Source organism: Pseudomonas sp. H1h, from assembly GCF_000633255.1.
Classification (GTDB): domain Bacteria; phylum Pseudomonadota; class Gammaproteobacteria; order Pseudomonadales; family Pseudomonadaceae; genus Aquipseudomonas.
On sequence record NZ_AYMJ01000013.1, the window covers coordinates 173,438 to 196,509 of the forward strand.

General features: G+C 61.8%; 13 protein-coding genes and 2 pseudogenes. 10 read left to right on the top strand and 5 right to left on the bottom strand.

Annotated elements, in window-relative coordinates:
* Positions 1-2 precede the first annotated feature (2 nt).
* A complete protein-coding gene (dkgB, locus tag U862_RS0110775) occupies positions 3-806 on the bottom strand; it encodes a 2,5-didehydrogluconate reductase DkgB (RefSeq protein WP_025110415.1) in 804 nt (267 codons plus the stop codon).
* Between the two features lie 473 nt (positions 807-1,279).
* On the opposite strand from dkgB, the gene U862_RS0110785 reads away from it, so the two are divergent.
* The 3 genes from U862_RS0110785 to U862_RS0110795 all read left to right on the top strand — a co-directional run bounded on the left by U862_RS0110785 (position 1,280) and on the right by U862_RS0110795 (position 4,676).
* Positions 1,280-2,146: a pirin family protein gene (locus U862_RS0110785; protein ID WP_025110416.1), complete on the top strand. Its 867-nt coding sequence runs from the start codon at positions 1,280-1,282 to the stop codon at positions 2,144-2,146.
* A gap of 550 nt (positions 2,147-2,696) precedes the next feature.
* Positions 2,697-4,139, top strand: a complete 1,443-nt coding sequence (locus U862_RS0110790) for a mechanosensitive ion channel domain-containing protein (protein ID WP_025110417.1) — start codon at positions 2,697-2,699, stop codon at positions 4,137-4,139.
* Between the two features lie 96 nt (positions 4,140-4,235).
* Positions 4,236-4,676, top strand: a complete 441-nt coding sequence (locus U862_RS0110795; protein WP_025110418.1) for a carboxymuconolactone decarboxylase family protein — start codon at positions 4,236-4,238, stop codon at positions 4,674-4,676.
* A 138-nt stretch (positions 4,677-4,814) separates the two neighbouring features.
* Here U862_RS0110795 and U862_RS0110800 read toward each other — a convergent pair whose 3' ends face one another.
* From U862_RS0110800 to U862_RS0110810, 3 genes are all read right to left on the bottom strand, one after another.
* Positions 4,815-6,407: a DHA2 family efflux MFS transporter permease subunit gene (locus tag U862_RS0110800; RefSeq protein ID WP_025110419.1), complete on the bottom strand. Its 1,593-nt coding sequence runs from the start codon at positions 6,405-6,407 to the stop codon at positions 4,815-4,817.
* Positions 6,404-7,525, bottom strand: a complete 1,122-nt coding sequence (locus tag U862_RS0110805) for an HlyD family secretion protein (RefSeq protein ID WP_025110420.1) — start codon at positions 7,523-7,525, stop codon at positions 6,404-6,406. Before U862_RS0110805 ends, U862_RS0110800 begins: the two co-directional genes overlap by 4 nt.
* 96 nt (positions 7,526-7,621) lie before the next feature.
* A complete protein-coding gene (locus U862_RS0110810) occupies positions 7,622-8,386 on the bottom strand; it encodes a helix-turn-helix transcriptional regulator (RefSeq protein ID WP_025110421.1) in 765 nt (254 codons plus the stop codon).
* 100 nt (positions 8,387-8,486) lie between these two features.
* On the opposite strand from U862_RS0110810, the gene U862_RS0110815 reads away from it, so the two are divergent.
* From U862_RS0110815 to U862_RS0110825, 3 genes are all read left to right on the top strand, one after another.
* Positions 8,487-9,620, top strand: a complete 1,134-nt coding sequence (locus U862_RS0110815) for an MFS transporter (protein ID WP_025110422.1) — start codon at positions 8,487-8,489, stop codon at positions 9,618-9,620.
* Between the two features lie 108 nt (positions 9,621-9,728).
* The gene (locus U862_RS0110820) at positions 9,729-11,456 is read left to right on the top strand and encodes a ShlB/FhaC/HecB family hemolysin secretion/activation protein (protein ID WP_025110423.1); all 1,728 of its coding nucleotides are present in this window, start codon (positions 9,729-9,731) and stop codon (positions 11,454-11,456) included.
* A gap of 113 nt (positions 11,457-11,569) precedes the next feature.
* Positions 11,570-16,039: a hemagglutinin repeat-containing protein gene (locus U862_RS0110825; RefSeq protein WP_025110424.1), complete on the top strand. Its 4,470-nt coding sequence runs from the start codon at positions 11,570-11,572 to the stop codon at positions 16,037-16,039.
* 139 nt (positions 16,040-16,178) lie between these two features.
* Here the strand turns inward: U862_RS0110825 and nhaA are convergent, their stop codons facing one another.
* Complete coding sequence (gene nhaA, locus U862_RS0110830) at positions 16,179-17,387, bottom strand: Na+/H+ antiporter NhaA (RefSeq protein ID WP_025110425.1); 1,209 nt, start codon at positions 17,385-17,387, stop codon at positions 16,179-16,181.
* A 276-nt stretch (positions 17,388-17,663) separates the two neighbouring features.
* Here nhaA and U862_RS29530 point away from each other — a divergent pair, with 276 nt between their 5' ends.
* The 4 genes and pseudogenes from U862_RS29530 to U862_RS0110845 form a co-directional block, all read left to right on the top strand.
* On the top strand, positions 17,664-18,041 hold the full coding sequence (locus U862_RS29530) for a c-type cytochrome (protein WP_081794872.1): 378 nt from the start codon (positions 17,664-17,666) through the stop codon (positions 18,039-18,041).
* A gap of 427 nt (positions 18,042-18,468) precedes the next feature.
* Entirely contained in the window at positions 18,469-18,984 is a 516-nt protein-coding gene (locus U862_RS0110835) for an Hcp family type VI secretion system effector (RefSeq protein ID WP_008084998.1), read from the top strand.
* Between the two features lie 127 nt (positions 18,985-19,111).
* Positions 19,112-22,018: pseudogene (locus tag U862_RS31455) on the top strand (type VI secretion system tip protein VgrG).
* Positions 22,015-23,072: pseudogene (locus U862_RS0110845) on the top strand (RHS repeat protein); the annotation flags it as partial. The pseudogenes U862_RS31455 and U862_RS0110845, both read left to right, overlap by 4 nt.

The window sequence follows — 23,072 nt, forward strand, 5'->3', positions numbered from 1 at the left end:
GATCAATCCCACTGCGGGGCGATGCCTTCCGGGCTGGTCAGGCGCTGGCCGCGGTCCAGCGTGGCGATCAACGCCATGTCGGCGTCGCTCAGGGTCAGCGCGGTCGCGCCGAGGTTGCTTTGCAGGTTGGCGCGTTTGGTCGACGACGGAATCACCGCGTAACCCAGTTGCATCGCCCAGGCCAGGGTGACTTGCGCCGGGGTGGCCTGCAGGCGTGCGGCGATCTGCTGGATCAGCGGGTCCTTGAGCACTTCGCCATAGGCGAGGGTCATGTACGAGGTGATCTGGATGCCCTGGCTCTGGGCGAACTCGACCACTTTGCGGTTTTGCAGATACGGGTGCAATTCGATCTGGTTGGTGGCGATGTGGTCGGCACCGACGGCTGCGATCGCCTGTTGCATCAGTTCGACGGTGAAGTTGGAGATGCCGATCTGCCGCGTCAGGCCCAGACGCTTGGCTTCCAGCAGCGCGCCCATGAATTCGGCGACCGGCACCTGGTTTTCCGGTGATGGCCAGTGAATGAGCGTCAGGTCCAGATAATCGGTTTGCAGCTTGTGCAGGCTTTCCTTGAGGCTGTCGATCAGGCGGTCCTGAGCGAAGTTGGCGACCCAGATCTTGCTGGTGATGAACAACTCGTCGCGGGCGATACCGCTGGCAGCGATGGCCTGGCCGACCTCGGCTTCGTTTTCGTAGATCTGCGCGGTGTCGATGGCCCGGTAACCGAGTTCAAGGCCCGTGCTCACCGAATCGATGACCACCTGACCTTGCAGGCGAAACGTACCCAGACCAAAAGCGGGAACAGACATTGATGACTCCAGGGTTGCAGTGGGAATGGGCAGGAGTATCCGCGTCTGCGTCCTTGAGAAAAACCGCTGGTGAGGCAAAGCACTGTTGAGCAGAAGTCATGAATCTTTCCCAGGAGTTGTGTGGTCTGGGCTGGCCTCTTCGCGAGCAGACTCGCTCCCACATTGGATTGCGGTCTCCTGTGGGAGCGAGCCTGCTCGCGAAGGCCGCACCAACGATTCAGGCTATATCGCTCTGCGCAAATTCCTCCCCAGGAAAATCAATCTACGTGCGCACCGACGGTAGCAGTCCCCGACGCCCTCCCGGCGGCGAATCCATGATGTTCCACCACTTGGGTGAAGTAGTAGAGGCTGTTGAGGTCTTCCTCCATCGTTCTCCAGATAGAACGCTAAGGCCGATTTTTGCAGTCTAGTGCATTAATGGATACGGATTTATGCTTAATCCAGTGCATCACTTACCCCAATTGGAGACAACCATGAAAAACATCATTGGTATCTACACCAGCCCGCGCGGCCATTGGGTCGGCGATGGTTTCCCGGTTCGCACACTGTTTTCCTACGACAACCTGGGCCAACACATCAGCCCGTTCCTGCTGCTCGATCACGCCGGCCCGGCGTCATTCACCCCGACCACCGAGCGCCGTGGCGTTGGTCAGCATCCGCACCGTGGTTTCGAAACCGTGACAATCGTCTACGAGGGCGAAGTGCAGCACCGCGACTCGACCGGCAGTGGCGGTGTTATCGGCCCGGGCGATGTGCAATGGATGACCGCCGCTTCGGGGATCCTGCATGAAGAATTCCACTCGGAGAACTTCGCCAAAAACGGTGGCAACCTGGAAATGGTGCAGCTGTGGGTCAACCTGCCAGCCAAGGACAAAATGGCTGCGCCGGGCTACCAGACCATTCTCGACAGCGACATTCCGAGCATCGCGCTCAAGGACAACGCCGGCAGCCTGCGCCTGATCGCCGGTGAGTTCGATGGTCACACCGGTCCGTCGCGCACCTTCACCCCGATCGACGTGTGGGACCTGCGCCTGAATGCCGGCAAATTGCTGACGCTGGACCTGCACGAAGGTCGCAACACGGCATTGGTGGTGTTGAAAGGTTCGGTGCAGGTCAACGGTCTGGAAACGGTGCGCGTAGGGCAGTTGGCGCTGTTCGAGCGTGACGGTCATCAGTTGACGCTTGAAGCCAGCCAGGACGCAGTGGTGTTGCTGCTCAGCGGCGAGCCGATCGACGAGCCGATTGTCGGCCACGGCCCGTTCGTGATGAACACCGACCAGGAAATTCACCAGGCGTTCGCCGACTTCCAGTCCGGCCGTTTCGGCCAGATGCACGCTTGACGCAAAAAACCACTGCCCTCTACACAGGACGCGTAGGCCGGTTCGAAGGCCAGGGATGGCCTGACCCACCGCCTTCGGGAGCAAGCCCCCTCCCACAGGGAACTGTATTCCAGGCAGATCCTGCACTTTGCTCCGAGGCAACAAGCCACACACTCGACCCCTGACACACTACAAAATCCATGTGGGAGTGGGCTTGCTCACGAAAGCGGAGTGTCATTCACCGATGATGCTGGCTGACCCACCGCCTTCGGGAGCAAGCCCCCTCCCACAGGGAACGGTATTCCAGGCAGTTGCTGCACTTTGCTCTGAGTCACCCAGACACACTCGACCTCTGACACACCACAAAACCCCTGTGGGAGTGGGCTTGCTCACGAAGGCGGCGGGTCATTCAGCGATGAGGCTGGCTGACCCACCGCCATCGCGAGCAGGCTCACTCCTACAGGGATTTTGGGGTGTTTTCGGGAACGGGTTCATCCTGCCAAATCAATTACTCCTACACTTGCCCAATCTGTGCGATCTTCTCGCGATTGGCCCGTGTCGGAGTGCTTTGATGTTGTCTTTTTTGACTGAACATCCGTTGTTTTGCGCGTTGATCCTGATCCTCCTCGATCTGGGCCTGTGGCGCCTGATCAGCTCCCGTGGCAGTGAGTGGAAGCTGCTGGTGCGGGTGCTGATTTTCGGCCTGTTCAGTGCGGTACTGTTCAACGAAGGCCTCAACCCGATGGAGCCGGCGCCGTGGGCCGACAACGTGCCGCTGCACCTGGCGGCGACCGGGTTGCAGATCGGCTGGTGGCTGTTCGGCGCGCGCACCCTGACCGTGTTGATCGGCGCGGTGATGATGCAGCGGGTCGGGCACACCGGGCGCCTGTTGCAGGACCTGCTCGGTGCGGTGATCTTCCTGATTGCAATCATCGCCGCGCTGGCCTATGTGCTCGATCTGCCGGTCAAAGGCGTGCTGGCGACCTCCGGAGCCTTGGCGATCATCGTCGGTCTGGCGTTGCAGAGCACCCTGAGCGACGTGTTCTCCGGGATCGTGCTCAACACCACCAAGCCGTACCAGATCGATGACTGGATCTCGATCGATGGCACCGAAGGCCGGGTCATCGACATCGACTGGCGCGCCACGCGTCTGCAAACCAGTCAGGGCAGCATGGCGGTGATCCCCAACTCGCTGGCGGCCAAGGCCAAGATCATCAACTTCAGCCGGCCGAGCAATATGTTCGGCCTGGCCGTCAGTGTGCAGGTCAGCCCGCATGCGCGACCGACCACGGTGATCGACGCACTCGAACGGGCGATGCAGGGTTGCCGTCCGTTGCTGGACAACCCTTCGCCGAGCGTGGCGCTGAAAAGCTCCACCAGCACCGGCGTCGAATACGAAATCAGTGGCTTCGTGTCGTCGATGGACCAGAAACGTCCGGTGCGCAATCAGCTGTTCGATCTGGCCTACCGGCACTTGCAGGCGTCCGGGGTCAATCTGTTGTCGAGCGTGGAGCCGAATGCGCCAAGCGGCCTGTCGCGGCCACGGGCGCTGCTCGACAGTTCACCGATTTTCTCCACCTTGCGCCAGGAAGAGAAAGACACCTTCAGCCAGAACATGACCCTGCAAACCTTCCGTGCCGGCGAGACGATTCTCGACGCCGGGGAGGTCAGCGATCATTTGTTCATCATCGAATCCGGTGTGGTCACCGTGACCCTGACCCGCCACGGCAGCCCGTTCGAATCCGGGCGCATGGGGCCGGGGGAGGTGATCGGCGAGGCCGGTATCCTGTCCGACTCTTCGGTGCCGGCCACCTTCGCGGCGAAAACCTTCTGCGCGCTGTACCGCATCGAGAAGACCTACCTCAAACCCTGCCTGGATGCCCGCCACGACATCAACGAGGCGATGAAGGCCTTGCTCGATTACCGGCTGCACAAGGCCCAGACGCTGACCCAGGACGTGCCGGCCGTGGTGGCAAAAACCGGCTTCCTGCAGTGGTTGCGCAACCGGGTGTGACGCGGTGGTCTACTCGTCTTCCGGGAGATTGGCTATTTGCCCGGGGCAGGGTCGGGACTACCTTAGTCACACATTCACCGGCCCCGGACACTCACCATGAAAGCTCGTACCGATTTCTACACCGCTTCCCCTGACGCCCTGAAAGCGATGATCGCGCTGGAAACCGCGGTCTCGAAACTGCCGCTTGAAAAGACCCTGGTCGAACTGGTCAAGCTGCGCGCTTCGCAGATCAATGGCTGCGCGTTCTGCATCGACATGCACACCGCCGATGCGATCAAAGGCGGCGAGACCCCACGCCGGTTGTTCGCGGTGACCGCATGGCGTGAAGCGCCGTTCTTCACCGAGCGTGAACGCGCTGCGCTGCTGTGGACCGAATCGCTGACCCAACTGAGTCTGACTCACGCCCCGGACGAAGACTACGAAGTCGTCGCCGCGCAGTTCTCGCCCAAGGAAATGGTCGACCTGACTGTGGCGATCAGCACCATCAACAGTTGGAACCGTCTGGCGGTAGGCTTCCGTAAAACCCCACAACTCTGACCGTTCACGGTCGATAACTGTGGGAGCGGGCTTGCTCGCGAAGGCGTCGTGTCAGTCACATTAGTGGTTATCTGACACACCGCTTTCGCGAGCAAGCCCGCTCCCACAGTGGAAAGTGCATACCACTCAGAAGGGTGATCAGTGCGCATCCGCACTCGGCGCGGCCGGTGGTTGCACCTTGCGCATCAAGGGCACCATCGCCGTGGCGATGACGAAGCACAGCATGATCATCAGGAAGGTGTCGCCGTAGGTCTGGGTTTGCGCCTCGCGGTACGTCAGCAGCCACAGTTGATGCAGGCCGGCGGTGATCCCGACGTCACCGCTCTGGCCCAGCGTGGCCAGGTTGCCGCTGACCTGCGCCAGCCACTGGTTCATCGCCTCGTTGCTGCTGTTCAGATGTTCGGCCAAGCGGGTGAAGTGCAGGTTGGTGCGGTCGTTGAGAATGGTCGCACAGGCGGCAATCCCGATCGCTCCACCGAGGTTGCGCATCAGGTTGAACAGGCCCGAGGCGTGCTTGAGCCGCGCCGGTGCCAGGCCTCCCAGAGTCAGAGTCACTGCCGGCGGCACCGCCAGTTGCTGGGCGATCCCGCGCAACGCTTGCGGCAGCATCAACTGAGCGGCGCCCCAGTCGTGGGTGATCGGACTGAACTCCCACATCGACAACGCAAACAAGCCCAGCCCGATCATCATGATCCAGCGCAAATCCATACGATTGGCGAGAAAGGCGTACAGCGGAATCGCCATGATCTGGAACACCCCGGTGGAAAAAACCGCCAGTCCAATATCCAGCGCGCTGTAACCGCGCACTCGCCCGAGAAACAGCGGCGTCAGGTAAATCGTCGCGAACAGGCCAATGCCAGTGACGAAGGAAAAGAAGCAGCCGAGGGCGAAGTTGCGGTCCTTGAGGGCGCGCAGATCGACGATCGGATTGGCCACATGCATCGTGCGGCCGATAAAGGCCAGCCCCGCCAATGCGCTGATCCATGCCGTGGTCAGAATCGTCTGATCGCTGAACCAGTTCCAGCGCGGGCCTTCTTCGAGGGTGTATTCAAGGCAGCCGAGAAACAGCGCGAGAAACACCATGCTCAGGTAGTCCGCGCCTTTGAGCAGCGACAACTCCGGCTGGTCGATTTTCACTAGCATCGGCACCGCCACGGCGACGAAAATGCCTGGCACCAGGTTGATATAGAACAGCCAGTGCCACGACGAAATGTCGGTGATCCAGCCGCCGATCACCGGCCCCAAGGTCGGCGCCAGCGACGCCACCGCACCGATGGTCGCAGCGGCAATCACCCGCTGTTTGCCGGTGAAGAAAAAGAACGCCGTGGTGAACACCAGCGGGATCATCGAGCCGCCGAGAAAACCTTGCAGCGCGCGAAAGGCGATCATGCTCTGGATGTTCCAGGCCACCCCGCAGAGCAGGCTGGCCAGGGTGAAGCCAACCGCCGAAGCGCAGAACAACCAGCGCGTGGAGAACACCCGCGACAGCCAGCCCGACAGCGGAATCACGATGATTTCGGCGATCAGGTAACTGGTCTGCACCCACGCGGTTTCGTCAGTGCCCGCCGAGAGTCCGCCCCCGATGTCACGCAGCGACGCCGAAACGATCTGGATGTCCAGCAACGCGATGAACATGCCGATGCACATCGTGGCGAAGGCGAACACTTTGGTCGCGGTGGCCATGTCGGCGGCATTGAACGGTTGCGCCGGGGCTGCGAGGGCAGTGCTCATGGCGCGACGGCCACGGCGGCGGTTTCAGCTGGCGCGCGGGTGTCGACTTCGGCGGTGACCGACAACCCCGGCCGCAGGTGGCCGAGCACGCCGTCGGCCGGGTCGAGCAGAATCCGCACGGGCACCCTCTGGACGATTTTGGTGAAGTTGCCGGTGGCGTTCTCCGGCGGCAGCACGCTGAATTGCGAACCGGTGGCGGGGGCGAGGCTGTCGAGGCGGCCATGGAACTCCTGGCCGGAGAGCACGTCGGCGCGGATGCTCACCCGTTGTCCGGGGTGCATTCTGGCGAGTTGGTCTTCCTTGAAATTGGCATCGACCCACAGCCCGCTGGCCGGCACCACTGACAACTGCTGCGAACCGGCCTGGGCATAGGCGCCGACCCGTGCGCGGCGGTTGCCGATCACTCCGTCAACCGGTGCGCGCAGTTCGGTGTAGCCGAGGTTCAACTGCGCCAGATCACGTTCGGCGCGGGCTTGTTGCAGGGCGGCGCGGGCCTGTTGTTTCTGGGTGTCGATGACCGCCAGTTGGCGTTGTGCGGCGAGCAGTTCGGCCTGGGCTCTGGCACTCAAAGCTTGCGCGGTCTTGAAAGTGGCGTCGGCGCGCTGGGCGCTTTCCACCGACACGGCATTGGTGCTCACCAGCCGTTTGTAGCGGGTGTTGTCGTCCCGCGAGCGAGCGGTTTCGGCGCCAGCGGCATCGATGCCGGCACGGGCCTGGCCGATCACCGCTTGTTGCAGTTGTTCGGTGGCGTCGAGGTTGGCCAGCAGCGCCTCTTCGGCAGCCACGGCGCCTTCGGCTTTGGCAAGGTTGGCGCGGTAGTCCCGTGCGTCGAGACGGATCAGCACGTCACCGGCCTTCACCGACTGGTTGTCGCTGACCAGCACTTCTTCAATGTACCCGGCAACCTTCGGCCCGATCACCGTGACATCGCCACCGATGTAGGCATCGTCGGTCTCCTCCAGAAAACGCCCGGTGCCCCACCAGTGAGCGGCGTACACGCCGACCGCCACCAGCGCGATCAGGCCGGCGCCGGTCAGCAGCAGGCGTTTGCGCAGGGGCGGTTGGGCAGTGGCGACTGCAACAGACAGGTCGGGCTCGAGGGTGGGCATGCTGGTCATGGCGTAATACCTGCGGAAACGGGTCGTTATTACGGCTGTAATATGACGCGAGTAATATTTTGTGGCAATTGAATTTTCATGCCGATCGTCAGTTGCTTATCTCAGCCAATGGCTGGGAGTGGTGCCGCTCATGGCCTTGAAGAACGCAATGAACGCGCTGTCGCTGGCAAACCCCAGCGCGTAGCCGCAGTAACTGATACTGCGCCCGGTGGCGAGCAATTCCATCGCACGCATCAAGCGCCACTGCTGGCGCCATTGCTGATAGCTCATGCCGGTTTCCCGCTGGAAGATCCGCCCGATGGTGCGGCTGCTGGCGCCGATCTGTTGCTCCAGCACGTGCAATTGCGGCGGCAGTTGTTCGGGCGCCGACAGCAGCGACGCCAGGCGTTTGTCTCGGGGCAGGGGCAGCAGCATCGGTTGTTGTGCAGCCTCTCGAATCTCGCTCAGGCACAGGCCAAGCAGATGAAACAGCTTGCCCTGATGCCAATCGCTGGCGAATTCGGCCTGCGCCATCGGTTCCAGCACCGCTCGCAGCAACGGGCTGACTTCAATCACGCACACCTGCTGCGGCAGCTCGCGGCACAGTTCGGGCAGCAGCCAGATCGAACGGTAATCGACGCTCTGTTGCATCACCGCCCGATGGCTGACACCGGCGGGAATCCACGCCGCTCGTGATGGCGGCAGGAGGCACAACTGCTGCGCCAGGGTGATGCGCGTGCAGCCTTGCCGGGTGTAGAGCAGTTGCCCGCGTTGATGGCAGTGCAATCCGGAATCGTGATCGCCAAGGGTGGAAGCGATGCCGATGACCGGTGCGCTGAAGTGATCAGGGTTGAAGGTCGCGTGGGCGTCGAGCCAGGCCATGGATTGTCCGATTTCAACGATAAGTTGGCAGGGTTTGGATAATACGTCAGTCGAGACTTTTTAAACTCTTCGACGCTTTCACTTTGAAGAGAAAATCTCGATGAACAACAAACCTCTATTGTTGCTGGCGATTGCCCTGCTGATGTTTGCGCAGATCGCCCAGACGCTCTACAGCCCGGCGCTCGGCGATATCAGCCGGGCCTTTGGCGTCGGGCCACAAGCGGCGGCGCAAACCTTGTCGGTGTATTTCCTGGCGTTCTCTTTCGGGGTGGTGACGTGGGGGCGGGTGTGCGACCGGATCGGTCGGCGTCCAACGATGCTCACGGGGCTGGCGATCTACGCGGCGGCCTGCGTCATCGGTTTGAGTGTACGCAGTTTCAACGGCTTGTTGCTGGCTCAGGCCGTGGCGGCGTTTGGCGCAGCGGTCGGTTCAGTGGTTACCCAGACCCTGTTGCGCGACCGCTTCCACGGCGCGGAACTGGCGCAGGTGTTTTCGCTGGTGGGCATGGCGCTGGCGGCCAGCCCGGCGATTGGCCTGTTCAGTGGCGCAGGGCTGGTGCATGGCTTTGGTTATCGCGGGGTGCTTGGGGCCTTGCTGTTGATCGCAACGGCGTTGTGGCTCTGGAGCTGGCGCGCCTTGCCGGAAACCCGCCCGTCAGCGCGGCATTCTGTGGGGTTGCTGGACACCCTCGGGCGCATGCTGAGGGATGTTGGCATCTGGCGCTCGGCCCTGTGGATCGCCGCGTTCAACGTCGCCCTGTTCAGTTATTACAGCCTCGGCCCGTTCCTGTTCGAACGGCTCGGCCTGAGCGGCGCCGCATTCGGCTACAGCGGGGTGATTCTCGCGTTGGGCTCAGGGTTTGGAGCATGGCTCAACCAACGGTTGCTGCGGCGCGGCTGCCACGCGCTGCAACTGATTCGCCTTGCCGCGATCTGCGCGCTGCTCGGGGGGCTGGGCGTGTGGCGGCTGCAGGACAGTGGCGCATTCGTGCTGCCGATGTTGCTGGTGGTGTTGGCTTTCGGCATGGCGATCCCGAATATTCTCGGTTCGGCGCTGGTCAATTATGCCGATCGCCTGGGCACCGCCGGGGCCCTGCTGGGGCTGCTTTATTACCTGCTGATCGGCGTCGGACTGATGCTCGCTGGCTGGGCGCAAGCCCTCGGGGAAACCCTGATGGCCTGCAGCGGCGTGGCCTTGCTGCTGACCTTCAAGGCTGATAAATCAAATGTTTAAGAAATGTAAGCGCTGTAGGAAGCATCTTGCATTTGTGTAGGAAGGCTCTGACTATCACCAGCATTGATGAAGTGGCATTACGCCATTTTATGATTGCAAGGATGTTGCGTGCCGTATTTGCTTCGCGCTGTTTTTCGTCGTCGTTCCACGCGTTGCCCGCTGTTGTCGGCCTTGGTGTTGAGTGCGTGTGCCTCCTCGATTCAAGCGGCTGACCCTGTTGCGCCGGGCCAGGAAGTGCTGCGCCAGCAGCAACAGCAACAGCGCGATCTGCAACAACTTCAGCTGGAGCAACGCAAGCGCCAATTGGAGCGCGGCGCGTTCGGCCCGGCGCCCGCCACACCGGCGATCCCGCAGACAGTCGCCCCCGATGAACGCTGCTGGCCGCTAAGTGGCACGCGCATTGGCGGCGTCACCCTGATCGACAGCGACAAACTCAACGCACGGATCAAACCGTTGCTGGCGCCGTGCATGGGCGTCGGCCAGATCAACCATCTGCTGGCGACCATCACTGCGATCTACGTCGAGCAAGGGTACATCGCCAGCCGCCCGTACCTGTCAAGCGCGCCGGCGGCGGGGCAGTCGCTGGATATCATGATCGACGAGGGCTACATCGAGTCCATCGAACTGGCCGATCAGAGCCTGCCCGTGTCATTGGGTGGCGCGTTCCCGCACATGCTCGGCCAGCCGTTGAACCTGCGCGATCTGGAGCAGGGTCTGGATCAGTTGAACCGCTTGCGCTCGATCGACCTGACTGCCGACATCGCCCCCGGCAGCCAGCCCGGTGCGTCGCGGATCATCCTGCGTTCGCGCACCTCCGGGCAGTCGCGCTGGGCGCTGGGGCTGGGGATCGACAACCTCGGCAGCGCCAGCACCGGGCGTGATCGCAACAGCGTCAGCCTGAGCTTCGACAGCCCGCTGCAACTCAACGATCTGTTGAGCCTCAGCGCCAGCGATACCTTGAATCAGGGCGACCGTTACAACCGCAACGCCAGCCTGTATTACGCGATTCCTTACGGCTACTGGACCTACAGCGTGTTCGCCAGCCACGCCGAATACCGCGCGCCGTTCAAACTGCCCAGCGTGACTTTCCACAGCACCGGTATCACCGATCAACTGAGCCTGCGTGCCGACCGCGTGTTGTGGCGCGACCAGAGTCGCCAGCTCAGCGCCAACCTGCAACTGGCGCACAAGGACGTCGACAGCTATCTGGAAAATGCTCGCCTGGGCATTCAGAGCCCGACCCTGACCGTGGCCGAAGCCGGGCTCAATCTGTTCTGGCTCGACCGTGCGGTGTGGAACCTCGACTTCACCTATTCACAAGGCTTGCGCTGGCTGGGCGCCGATGATGACGCCAATCATGCGGTCAATAACGTGCCCAAAGCGCAATTTCGCAAGTATCGCGCCGGCCTCAGCCAGTGGCGCAACGGCCAGTTCGGCGCGCAGGCCTGGCAGTGGCAGAGCCAGCTCAATCTGCAATACAGCCCCGACCCGTTGCCGGCCATCGAACAGTTGCTCGGCACCGACGATTCAGCGGTGCGCGGCTATCGGGTCAGCAGCGCCTCCGGGGCCAGCGGCGCGATCTGGCGCAACACGTTGCGCCTGCCGCTGCGCACCGACTGGCCGGTGCAGATCACCCCGCGCGTGGGCCTGGACAACGGCTGGCTCAAGGCCGACCACGGTGCGCCAGGTCAACGCCTGAGCGGCGCCAGCGTCGGGCTGAACCTGGGCTGGAAGAATCTGCAAGTGGACGTCGATTACCAACGCGCCCTCAACACCCCCAATGGTTTGCAGCACGAGCCGGAGACCTGGCTGATGCGCGTGGGGTTGCAGATATGAGCACCACCAAGACTCAACAAGCAGTGAACAGACAGCCGTCGGATCTGAGCGCGACAGCCACGGCCAATACTCAATCGCGCGCCGTGATGCCGTACTTACATGGAGACGTTTTTATGCCAGCACACACCTTTGCATTCCATCTTTCTCCTCGGGGCAAATTGCGCTGGGCGATCGCCAGCCTGTTCTTCGCCGTGCACCTGCCCAGCGCCATCGCCGGCGGTGTCGTGGTCGCCCCCGGCCCCGGCGGCACCGCGCAATTGCAGACGCAGGGCGGCGTGCCCATCGTCAATATCGTCGCGCCCAACGGCTCGGGCCTGTCGCACAACCAGTTCCTCGACTACAACGTCGACCGTCAGGGCCTGGTGCTGAACAACGCCTTGCAGGCCGGCCAATCGCAGCTCGCCGGGCAACTGGCGGCCAACCCGCAACTGCAGGGCCAGGCGGCCAGCGTGATCCTCAACGAGGTGATCAGCCGCAACCCTTCGGCGATCAATGGTGCCCAGGAAATCTTCGGCCGCGCCGCCGATTATGTGCTGGCCAACCCTAACGGCATTTCGGTAAACGGCGGCAGTTTCATCAACACGCCGAACGCCAATCTGGTGGTCGGTCGTCCGGAATTGAACGACGGCAAACTGCAGGCTCTGAATACCCGTGACGCCAGCGGTCAGTTGCAGATTCACAGCGCCGGCCTGCGCAACGGCGAGGGCTCGATCAACCTGATCGCTCCGCGTATCGACAGTCAGGGCCGCATCGATGCGCGCGATCAACTGAACCTCACGGTCGGGCGTAATCAGCTGGACTATGCCAGTGGTCAGGTGAAAACCGTGGACCCTGCGGGCAACACCAATGACCAACGCATCGACGCCAGCCTGTTCGGGGCGATGCAGGCCGGGCGCATCAACATCGTCAGCACCGCCGAAGGTGCCGGTGTGCGCGTGGGGGCGGTGCAAGTGGCCGGGCGTGACGGCGTGCAGATTCGCTCTGCCGGCGACCTCAGCGTCAGCGGCGAAGCGATCCCCAACAGCCTGGAAGTGACCCGTGCCGGTATCCGCAGCAGCCAGGGCGATGTCGGCCTGCACAGCGGCAAGGACCTGACGCTGGCCGCTGCCGATGTCAGCGGTCGCGACGTCAGCGTCGATGCCAAGCGCAACCTGACCCTGAGCACCGTCGAAAGCCGCAAGCTCCAGGAGAAGCGCGAGAACTGGAGCAACAGCACCATCGGCATCACCTGGGAAACCTACGACCGCACCCAGACCGACAGCGATTCGCGCCAGCATGGCAGCCAGATCGTCGCAAGCCGCGACGCCAAACTGTCCTCCGGCAAAGACACTGAACTCAAAGCCGCCAAGGTGGAAGCCGCGAAGAATCTCGATGTGCAGAGCGGCGGCGACCTGCGCCTGACCGCAGCCACCGAAAGCCACACCCAGACCGATCAGGGCAACCACCGCAAGCACCTGTGGAAGGCCGACTGGAAAACCAGTAGCGAAGACCAGCGCAGCATCGGCAGCCAGTTGAAGGGCGGCAATATTGCCCTGCAAACCGCTGCCTTGTTGCGCTCCGAGGGCGCTGAACTGAACAGCGCCGGCGATGTGAAACTGGCGGGCAAGCAAGTGGACGTCACCACGGCCACACGCACCCATCGCAGCAATGACAACAGTTATTCCGGCGACCTGGTCGGCGGTGGTTTCTTCGGCAAGACCGGTGACGCCGACAAGGGCCAGACCCAGCACCAGGGCAGCAAAATCAACGCCACCGGCAAACTGCTCGTCAAGGCTGACGACGTGCGCATCAGCGGCAGCCAGGTCCGTGGCGGCACCGAGGCCAGCGTGATCAGCGACCAGGGTTCGCTGGTGATCGACGGCGTGCAGGACACCTCGCACAGCAACAACCACGACAAGGACAGCAAGTTCTTCGGCATCACCAAGGACGAGTCGCGGCAGAACGCCAAGGACAGCACCACGGTGCGCAGCGAACTGGTCTCGGACAGCAACCTCAAGCTCAAGAGCGCCAAGGACATCGAGGTGGCCGGCTCCACGGTCAAGGCCGGCGCTGAGCTGACGGCGGACGCGGCGGGTGATGTGAACGTGCATGCGACGCAGAACACCCACGACAGCAGCTCGACCACCGAGACCCGTGGCTTCGACGCCTACGCCAAGGAGCAAACTGCGGAGCAATACCGCGCCGGGGTGCATTACGAAGACAAACAGCAGACCGTCACCCGCAACGACGTCAACCAGCAAGGCTCAAGCCTCAGCGGTGGCAGCGTGCAGGTGAATGCCGGCGGCGATCTGACAATCAAGGGCAGTGAGGTCAAATCCACTGCGGGCGACACCACGCTGAGCGGCAAGAACGTGTCGTTGCTGGCCGAGCAGGACAGCCACAAAACCTCGACCGATACCTCCAGCACCGGCGGCGGTTTCTACTACACCGGTGGCCTCGACCGCGCCGGCAGTGGCGTTGATTTCGCCCACAGCACCACACAAGACACCAGCAGCAAGACCACCGCGCAAACCACCGCTGTGCAGAGCAGCGGCGCCCTGAACATCAACGCCGACAAACTGGTAACTGAAGGCGCGCAGGTCAAGGCCGGCAACGGTCTGAACGTCGTGGCCAACGAGATCGACAACCGCGCGGCCAGTAACTCTGATAGCAGCACGCACAGCCAGAGCAACTGGTCGGCGGACATCGGCGCCAATGTCGAGTACAAGGATGTCGCCCGTCCGATCGCAGGTGCGGTCAAGGATGTGCTTAACGGCAAGGTGCCGGACAAGGAAGCCCTGAGCAATCTCGGCCAGCCGAACGTCGGCATCGACGTCGCGATCGGTCACGGCAGCGCGGACAAGTCCGAGCAGAACAGCAACGCGGTGGTCAGCCGTTTCGACGGTGGCAGCGTCGACGTGAAAACCGCCGGTACCCTGCACGACCAGGGCACGCAGTACAGCGCCAGCACCGGCAAGGTCAACATCAGCGCCGACAAACTGGTTGCCGATGCCGCGAGCAACACCCACAGCAGCACCGACAACTCGGTGGACGCGAAGGTCGACGTGCGCGTTTACACCAAGACCGGCGAAGACGTGAACGTCGCCGGCAGCGGCGCGGGCGGCAACCGCTACAGCAGCAAGGACAGCAGCACGGCGGTGGTTGGCGGCTATGCCGGCAACCAGGGCGTGAACATCAATGTCGGGGGTGACGCGCAGTTCGCCGGCAGCCGTTTCGATGGCGGGCAGGGCGGTGTGAGCATCAAGACTGGCGGCGATCTGGCGCTGAATCAGGCCAACGACCGCCAAAGCAGCAGCGACTCCAGCCTGCGCGGCAACGGCTCGCTGACCGTCGGCACCTTGCCGGGCACCGATGGCACCAACGTCGACCTCGGCGCCGGGTTCCAGCTCGACCACACCGGCAAGCAGACCAGTGACAGTCAGGCCCACGTCGCCAGCATCAGCGGCAACGGTGCGGTGCAACTGAGCAGCGGCGGCAATCAGGTCCAGCAAGGCACGCAGATCGACAGCGCGGGCGCCATCGATCTGCACGCTGACGGCAAGCTTGACCTGCAAGCGGCCACCGATACGCATACCGCAACCGGGAGCAATCTCGGCGGCGGCTTGAAGGGTGGCGGCAGCAAGTCCAGTAGCGAGAAGAGTCGGGATCAGGGCGGCAATCTGAGCGGCAACTTCAACATCGGTCGGGTCAACGAAAACTCGCAAACCCTGACCGGTGGCCAGCTCAACAGCCACAGCGGTGTCGCGTTGAGCAGTGATGCAGTGCACCTGCAAGGCACGCAAGTCGGCGCGCCGCACGTCACCGTCGATGCGCAGAAGGGCGGTTTCGTCCAGGAGTCGGCGCAGTCCACCGAGAGCCGCAACAACTGGAACGTCGCGCTGAATGCCGGCGGTAACCTGAGCAGCAAGACCCCGACCGCCGCTGACGAAAAGGCCAGCAGCGATCACGGCTTCAACGCCGGGGCCAAGGTTGGCGTCGATTACCTGCAAGGCACCACCCAGCAGAACAGCCAGATCAAGGCTGACACTGTGGTGCTGAACAGTGCCGGTGATGCACAGCTTTCGGGTGCGCGGATCGACGCGAATACGGTCAGCGGCAAGGTTGCCGGTGATCTGACTGTCGACAGCCGTCAGGACTCGAAGACCCAAGCCAAGGTTGATGTTGATCTGGGCCTGACCGCGAAGAAAAATCCACCGAGCGACAAGGAAAAACTCGCTGGCACCGACTACAAGCCGACGCTGAAGGCGCAGGGCGAATACACGCACAAGGACAGCGTGGCGCAGGCCTCCGGCATCAGTGGCAATCAAGGTGTGAAGTTGAACGTTGGTGGTGGCACCCAACTGACCGGCGCGCGGATATCGGCGCCTGAAGGCAAGGTCGATCTGGGCGGTTCGAAGGTGGGTAGCAGCGATCTGGTCAACCGTGAGTACGGCGTGAAAGCCGGGTTGGACCTGCCGCAGAAAACCGAGGAGAACGCACCGAAGGTGTCCTTCGATAACGGCAATCTGAAAGTCGGTCCGGTGACCCTGAGCGGCAATCTGGACAGTCAGACCCTGCAAGCCGGGATCGACGAAAAAGGCTAAGCACTACCGCTGTAAAAGCTGTGGGAGCGGGCTTGCTCGCGAAGGCGGTGATTCAGTCGATAAATCAGCTGACTGAATCGACGCCTTCGCGAGCAAGCCCGCTCCCACATTAGTCTTCTGTCTCGACCAGATCCGACTATTAGTTCGACGCCTTCGCCTTACCCGCATTCAGCAGCACGATCACCGCCAGCAGCGCGGACAGGATCGAACCCAGCAACACGCCAACCTTCACCGAGTCGACCAACTGCGGTGCGCCCGGGAACGCCAGCGCACCGATGAACAGGCTCATGGTGAAGCCGATCCCGCAGAGCAGGGCGACACCGTACAGTTGCAGCCAGCTGGCACCTTGCGGCAGTTGCGCCAGACCACTGCGAATCGCCAGTGCGCCGAGGCCGAGGATGCCGATCTGCTTGCCGAACAACAGGCCCAGCGCCACGCCAAGCGGTACCGGCTCGAGCAGGTTGCTCGGGGAAATGCCAGCCAGCGACACGCCGGCGTTGGCGAAGCCAAAGATCGGCACCACAGCGAACGCCACCCACGGATGCATTTTTTCCTCGAGGTACAGCAGCGGCGAGTTGTGCTCGTCTTCCGGATTACCCAGCGGAATGCACAGGGCCAGAATTACCCCGGCGAGGGTCGCGTGGATGCCCGATTGCAGCATGAAGAACCACAGCAGGGCGCCGGCGATCAGGTACGGCCAGAGTTTTCTGACACCGCAACGGTTGAGGATCACCAAAAACGCGATCACTGCCAGCGACGCCAGCAACATGCTCACCGACAGCCCGCTGGTGTAGAAAATCGCGATGATCACCACCGCACCCAGGTCATCAAGGATGGCCAGCGCCGACAGGAAGATTTTCAGCGAAACGGGTACGCGTTTGCCCAGCAGCGACAGCACGCCCAAGGCGAAAGCGATGTCGGTGGCAGCGGGAATCGCCCAGCCGCTCAAGGTTTGCGGATTGCCCCAGTTGATCGCGACATAGATCAGTGCCGGCACCAGCATCCCGCCCAAGGCGGCGAAACCCGGTAGCGCGCGTTGGCCCCAGGTCGACAGCTGGCCGGCGAGCATTTCGCGTTTGATTTCCAGGCCCACCAGCATGAAGAAGATCGCCATCAGGCCATCATTCACCCAATGCTCGATCGACAAACCGGCGATCTTGATGTGCAGGGTCGAGAAGTACGTGGCCGCCCACGGCGAATTGGCGATCAGCAGTGCGGCGAGCGCAGCTGCCATCAGGATCAGGCCACCGGCAGATTCGGCAGCGAAAAAACGGGAGAGAAAGGCCATCGCAGACGGCGAGCCCTGACGGGCTTGGGTAGCATGCAGGCGTGACGGATCGTGGCTCATAGGCACGGCAACTCCGCGCGGCGGCCCGACCTGCGCTGAATTAAACCTGCCCTGCCGCGTTGTTGCGGTGGCACCCGGGCGGCATTTTACACAATAGCGGGGGGCTTGGGGGGAACGCGGGCGCAGTTTCGCTGACAGGTACGCCCGGGGCGGTGAAGGGTTGCAAGGAAATCGACGGTGGGTCGCTGCCCGGCAATTTCTCGATACGAAGAAAGGGCCTTGCAGTTGTGTGCTTAGCTGTACGCCGTTTGTTTTAGCCTCTGACCTTATACAAAAATGAAAATAGCATTCATCGCTTTACTCGGTGTGTTATCAGTCACTCAAGCGGCACCGTCCGTTGCGGATAATGCCAACGGCAAAAATCTGTATACGCAGCGATGTGCCGTGTGCCACGGCGCAGATATCAAGGCAACAGGCCCTTTGGCCAACAAAAGCAATCCGCCGACCCCTGACCTGACAACAGGCGCTTTCAAGAAGCGCCTGAATGATTATCCGGGCGTTATCGTGTCGTCGATAATCCTTCGGCCCACTGGAAACCTGATTCCAGACACCTTGCGGGAGAACGGCGTAAAGATCGCGCCGCACGCCTGGAGCGTCAGGGATCTGCGCGATCTGCATCAGTACATGAGTGAGGTGATTGCAAAATCACGATGATCCCGAGATGAGCGGCGAATTGTGGGTCTTCAAAAAACATGAGTCTTCACTCTGATTTTCGGCCGTGCTGAAGTGCTGACTTGGTCTGGCTGTATCAGAGTTTTAGCCGTTGATGTGTTGTGGAAGCTTTTTTGAAAGTGCGCAACTTCTTGCGCACTTGCTCCGCGTATTTGGCTCGATAAATCGCTGCAGCCCAAGTAGATCGAGGCCTGCAACCAAGTGCGCAACTTCTTGCACACCACTGCGCAACTTCTTGCGCACTTTTCCTTTATTTTTGCGGATTTATCCCAGCATCCGCGAGGAAAACGCTCGCAAGCCACGCTTTATAAGGCCCGAAAAAAGTTGGCATGTAACTTGATGGCAGATGGCCGCCTCCTAGGTGATTTCACCTATGACTCATCCACTGATCCAGCAAGGAGCACCTCCCATGGCAACACCAGCGTACATGTCGGTTACCGGCGAAAAACAAGGTCTGATCACTGCCGGCGCTTTCACTGCCGACTCCGTGGGCAACACCTTCCAGGAAGGTCACGAAGACCAGGTCATGGTTCAGGCTTTCACCCACGACGTGATCATCCCGCGTGACCCGCAATCCGGTCAGCCAACCGGTCAGCGCGTTCACAAGCCAGTGGTGATCACCAAGGTCTACGACAAGGCTTCGCCTCTGCTGCAAGCGGCTCTGACCTCCGGCGAGCGCATGAGCGAAATCGTTATCCAGTGGTACCGCACTTCGGCTCAAGGTACCCAAGAGCACTACTACACCACCAAACTGGAAGACGCGATCATCGTCGCCATCAACAACAAAATGCACAACTGCCAGGACCCAGGCAACGCGCACTTCACCCACCTGGAAGAAGTGCAGTTCACCTACCGCAAAATCACCTGGACCCACGAAGTATCCGGTACTTCGGGTTCCGATGACTGGCGTGCTCCAGTCGTTTAATTACGGCTGATGGTTGTACCGCCCCGGCCGGTTTCGCTAGTCGGGGCGCACTCACTTCTAAAGAATTTTTTGCCAATAGCCCCTTGAGGGCTGTTGCGCGTCGCAGCACTGCGCGAGGGACAAAGGAATGTTCTCACCGGCCAACCAGCCTCATTTCAATCTGACCGTCGATGGCATCGACAGCGACTTCCAAGTGCTGTCGTTCACCGGTCGTGAGGCCCTCAACACGCCGTTCGAATTCGAGCTGGAACTGGTCAGTGAAAAGGCCTCGATCAACCTCGAAAGCGTGCTGCACAAACTGGCGTTTCTTCAGCTGTCGCCGAGCGGCACTGGCATTCACGGGCTGGTCTACAGCATCGCCCAGGGCGAGGCAGGCAAGCGCCTGACCCGCTACAAGATCTCCCTGCGCCCGCAACTGGCGTACCTTGCGCATCGGGTCAACCAGCGCATCTTCCAGCAGATGACCGTGCAGCAGATCATCAGCAAGGTGCTGGAAGAACACGGCATTCTCGCCAGCGACTATCACTTCCAACTGAGCGCGATTTACCCGGAGCGCATCTACTGCGTGCAGTACGACGAAAGCGACCTGCATTTCGTCCAGCGTCTGTGCGAGGAGGAGGGGATTCATTACCACTTCCAGCACACGTCCAGCGGCCACAAACTGATGTTCGGCGATGACCAGACGGTGTTCCCGAAACTCGCGCCGGTGGCCTATCAGCAGGACTCCGGACTGGTCGCCGACAAACCGGTGGTCAAGCGTTTCGGCCTGCGTCTGGCCACCCGCACCAGTCGCACCACGCGGCGCGATTACGACTTCGTCAAACCGAAAATCGAGCTCGAAAGCGATGCCAAGAGCAGCGCCCAGCCGGACCTCGAAGACTACGATTACCCGGGCCGTTTCGTCGATCGCGAGCGCGGCAAGCACCTCGCCAATCGCGCACTGGAACGCCATCGCAGCGACTATCGGCTGGCCGAGGGCAACAGCGATCAGCCGATTCTGGTCAGCGGGCATTTCCTCGCCCTGACCGAACACGCCAACCCGACGTGGAACGACCTGTGGCTGCTGACCGAGATCTTCCACGAAGGCAAACAGCCGCAAGTGCTCGAAGAGTCGGTGACCAGCGACACCACCGACAACAAGGACGATTTCCACCAGGGCTACCGCAACCGCTTCAGCGCGATCCCGTGGGACGTGCCGTACCGTCCGCCGCTCGATCACCCGAAACCGAAAGTCCTGGGCACCCAAAGCGCGGTGGTCTGCGGCCCGGAAGGCGAAGAGATCTACTGCGACCAGTATGGCCGGGTGAAGGTGCAGTTCTTCTGGGACCGCTAAGGCGAGCACGACGACAAGACCAGTTGCTGGATGCGCGTGGCGTCGAACTGGGCCGCCGAAACCTTTGGCGCGATCAACATTCCGCGAGTCGGCATGGAGGTGTTGATCACCTTCCTCGAAGGCGATCCCGATCAGCCGCTGATCACCGGTTGCCTGTACCACGGCGCCAACCTGCCGCCGTACAAACTGCCGGACTTCAAGACCCTGGCCACGGTCAAGAGCAAGGAATACAAGGGCAGCCGCGCCAACGAACTGCGCATCGACGACACCACCAGCGAAATCAGCATTGCGCTGCGCAGTGACCACGGTGCGAGTGCGATCAACCTCGGTTACCTGACCCATCCGCGCCCGAGTGGCGGCCAGCCACGTGGCGAAGGTTTCGAGTTGCGCACCGACCGCCACGGCGCCGTGCGTGCCGGGGCCGGTCTGCTGATCACCACTGAGCCGCGCCCGAACGAATCGAAACACCATAAGGATCTACCGGAAACCGCCGAACGCCTCGCCACCGCCAGCGATCAGCAGGACGGCTTCGCCACCCAGGCCAAAGAGCTTCAGGCCCAGGAAGCGGGCGATCAGGACGACGTCGCCAAGGCATTGCACGCCCAGCATCAAGGCGTGCTCGGCAGCGGTCCGGCGAACATGAACGCCAACGAATTTCCGGAGTTCACCGAGCCGCATCTGGTGCTCGCGAGTCCCGCCGGCATCGCCCTGACCACACCGCGCTCCAGCCACATCGCCACCGGGGAACACCTGGCGCTGAGCAGTACCGGCCACACCAGTTTTTCCATCGGCAAACGCCTGCTGGCGAGTGCCAGCCGTGGCATGCGCCTGTTTGTGCAGAGCATGGGCTGGCGCCTGGTCGCGGCCTCCGGCGACATCGACGTCAAGGCACTCAAGGACAGCATCAACCTGCTGGCCAAACTCAACATCACTGCCAACGCTGACCGCATCACCATCACCGCCAAGACCGAACTGGTGATTCAGGGCGGCGGCAGCGCCACGACCTACAACGCCGGCGGCATCACCCACGCCACCAGCGGCCCGTACACCGCCCACGCGGCGAACTTCGCCTACACCGGGGCAAAAAGTCTGGCGGGGGTGTTCCCGGAACCGCCGAAACCGGGCAAGGGCAATCTGGAACTGTTCAACCAGTACGCAGGCCGTCAGGGCATCAAGGAAGGCGATTACGAAGTCATCGACGCCTTGGGCAAAAGCATCAAGGGCAAGCTCGACGGCAAGGGTTTTGCCAGCGTCGCGGGTGCAGCGCCGGGGCCGGCGCGGGTGCTGTTCGGCAAGGACCCGGCGGACACCTGGAGCGACGGCAGCTACATCGGCAAACCGGAATGGCCGCTGAATCCACCAGGAGCCGAAGACATTCCGAGCCAGGTGCAGGCGATGGTTGCGCAGGCGCTGCCGAGCAAGAACTGGAACATGTTGGAGAAGGGCAAGGAACTGGCGCAGACAGGGATGGGCGCCATGCAGACTGCCCAAGGCGCAATGCAAACGGCGCAGCAAGTGAAAGGGGTGGTGCAGGGCGGAGCGGCCGGATTGCCGAAACTGGCGAGTGCGGCGCTGCCGAGTGCTTCGGGGATTTTGGGGGCGGCGAGCAAGAGCGGCAAGTTGCCGAGCCTGCCTGCACCGAGTCTGCCTAAACCTTCCTTGAAAACCCCGGGCCTGCTGGCGGGTGAGATGCTGTCATGACCACTGAAAATGCTGTTGTAAAACGTGAACCTCAAGTTGCCATCGTTCCCCTGAATGCCATCGAAATTCAGGATGTCGCCAGCGGTGCGGCGACTTTCGACGCTTGGCTTCAATCCGCCAGTGGTGGGGTGGTCACTCTCGACCGGATCAAGAACGTCGCCGGCGCCTTACCCGTGGTGGGCAACATCATGGCGCTTGTCGATGCGCTGGGTGACATCGTCACGCTGTCGAATGCCCAGAAGCGTGATTTGCTGGCTTGGGCCAGTCTGGGCATCAACCTGATCGGTGTTTTGCCGCTGCCACCGGCGATGGCAGCAGCCCGTATGACGTTGCGCCCAACACTGTTTCTGGTACGTCAGGAGATGAGGGCCAGCAGTAAGATGCTGATCAGTTCGTCGGTCATCGAGATCCTGATCGGGCATTTGAACGAGTCCATCATCGGCACGCTCGACGATTTCGTTGAGCAGGCCAAAGGCAAGTTGCCCGGTATTCTGGCGGACGCTGGCAAGCTGGGTGAAGACGTTATCAACGAAATTGCCAAAGGCCTCGACACAGTTGCCAATGGCAAACTCGATGCCAAGGGTGATGCGCAGGCGGCTAGCCAAAAAATCAGCGCTGCTGGCGACCAGCTCCTGAACGATCCACTTGCGGCGATCGACAATATATTCGGAGCCGCTGCCAGCGCGTACAAGGCTGCAGGCAAAGGCTTAGCCAACAGTGCCGCTGATCACCTGCTGCCCGATGATGTGAAGAAGCGGGTTGCCACGGAAACCGCAAAACTGCGTGCGATGGGGCCGGAGCTGCGCACCCAGTTGAGTAAGCTGGACGATGAGTCCGTCCAGAACTCCATCGGTTGGTTACTGCTGATACTGTCAAGTGCCGTCACCCTGTGGCGCAAGCGCAATGCCCATGGTCAGAGTGCCGCAGTCCATACGGAGAAGACCAGTCAGGCCAAGCGCATGGCTTCAGAGGGCCAGTTGGGTGTTAACCAAAAGCAAGCTCCGGCGAAAGGCGCGCCCAATCCAAAGAAAGGCCCCTGTGAATGTGCTACTGA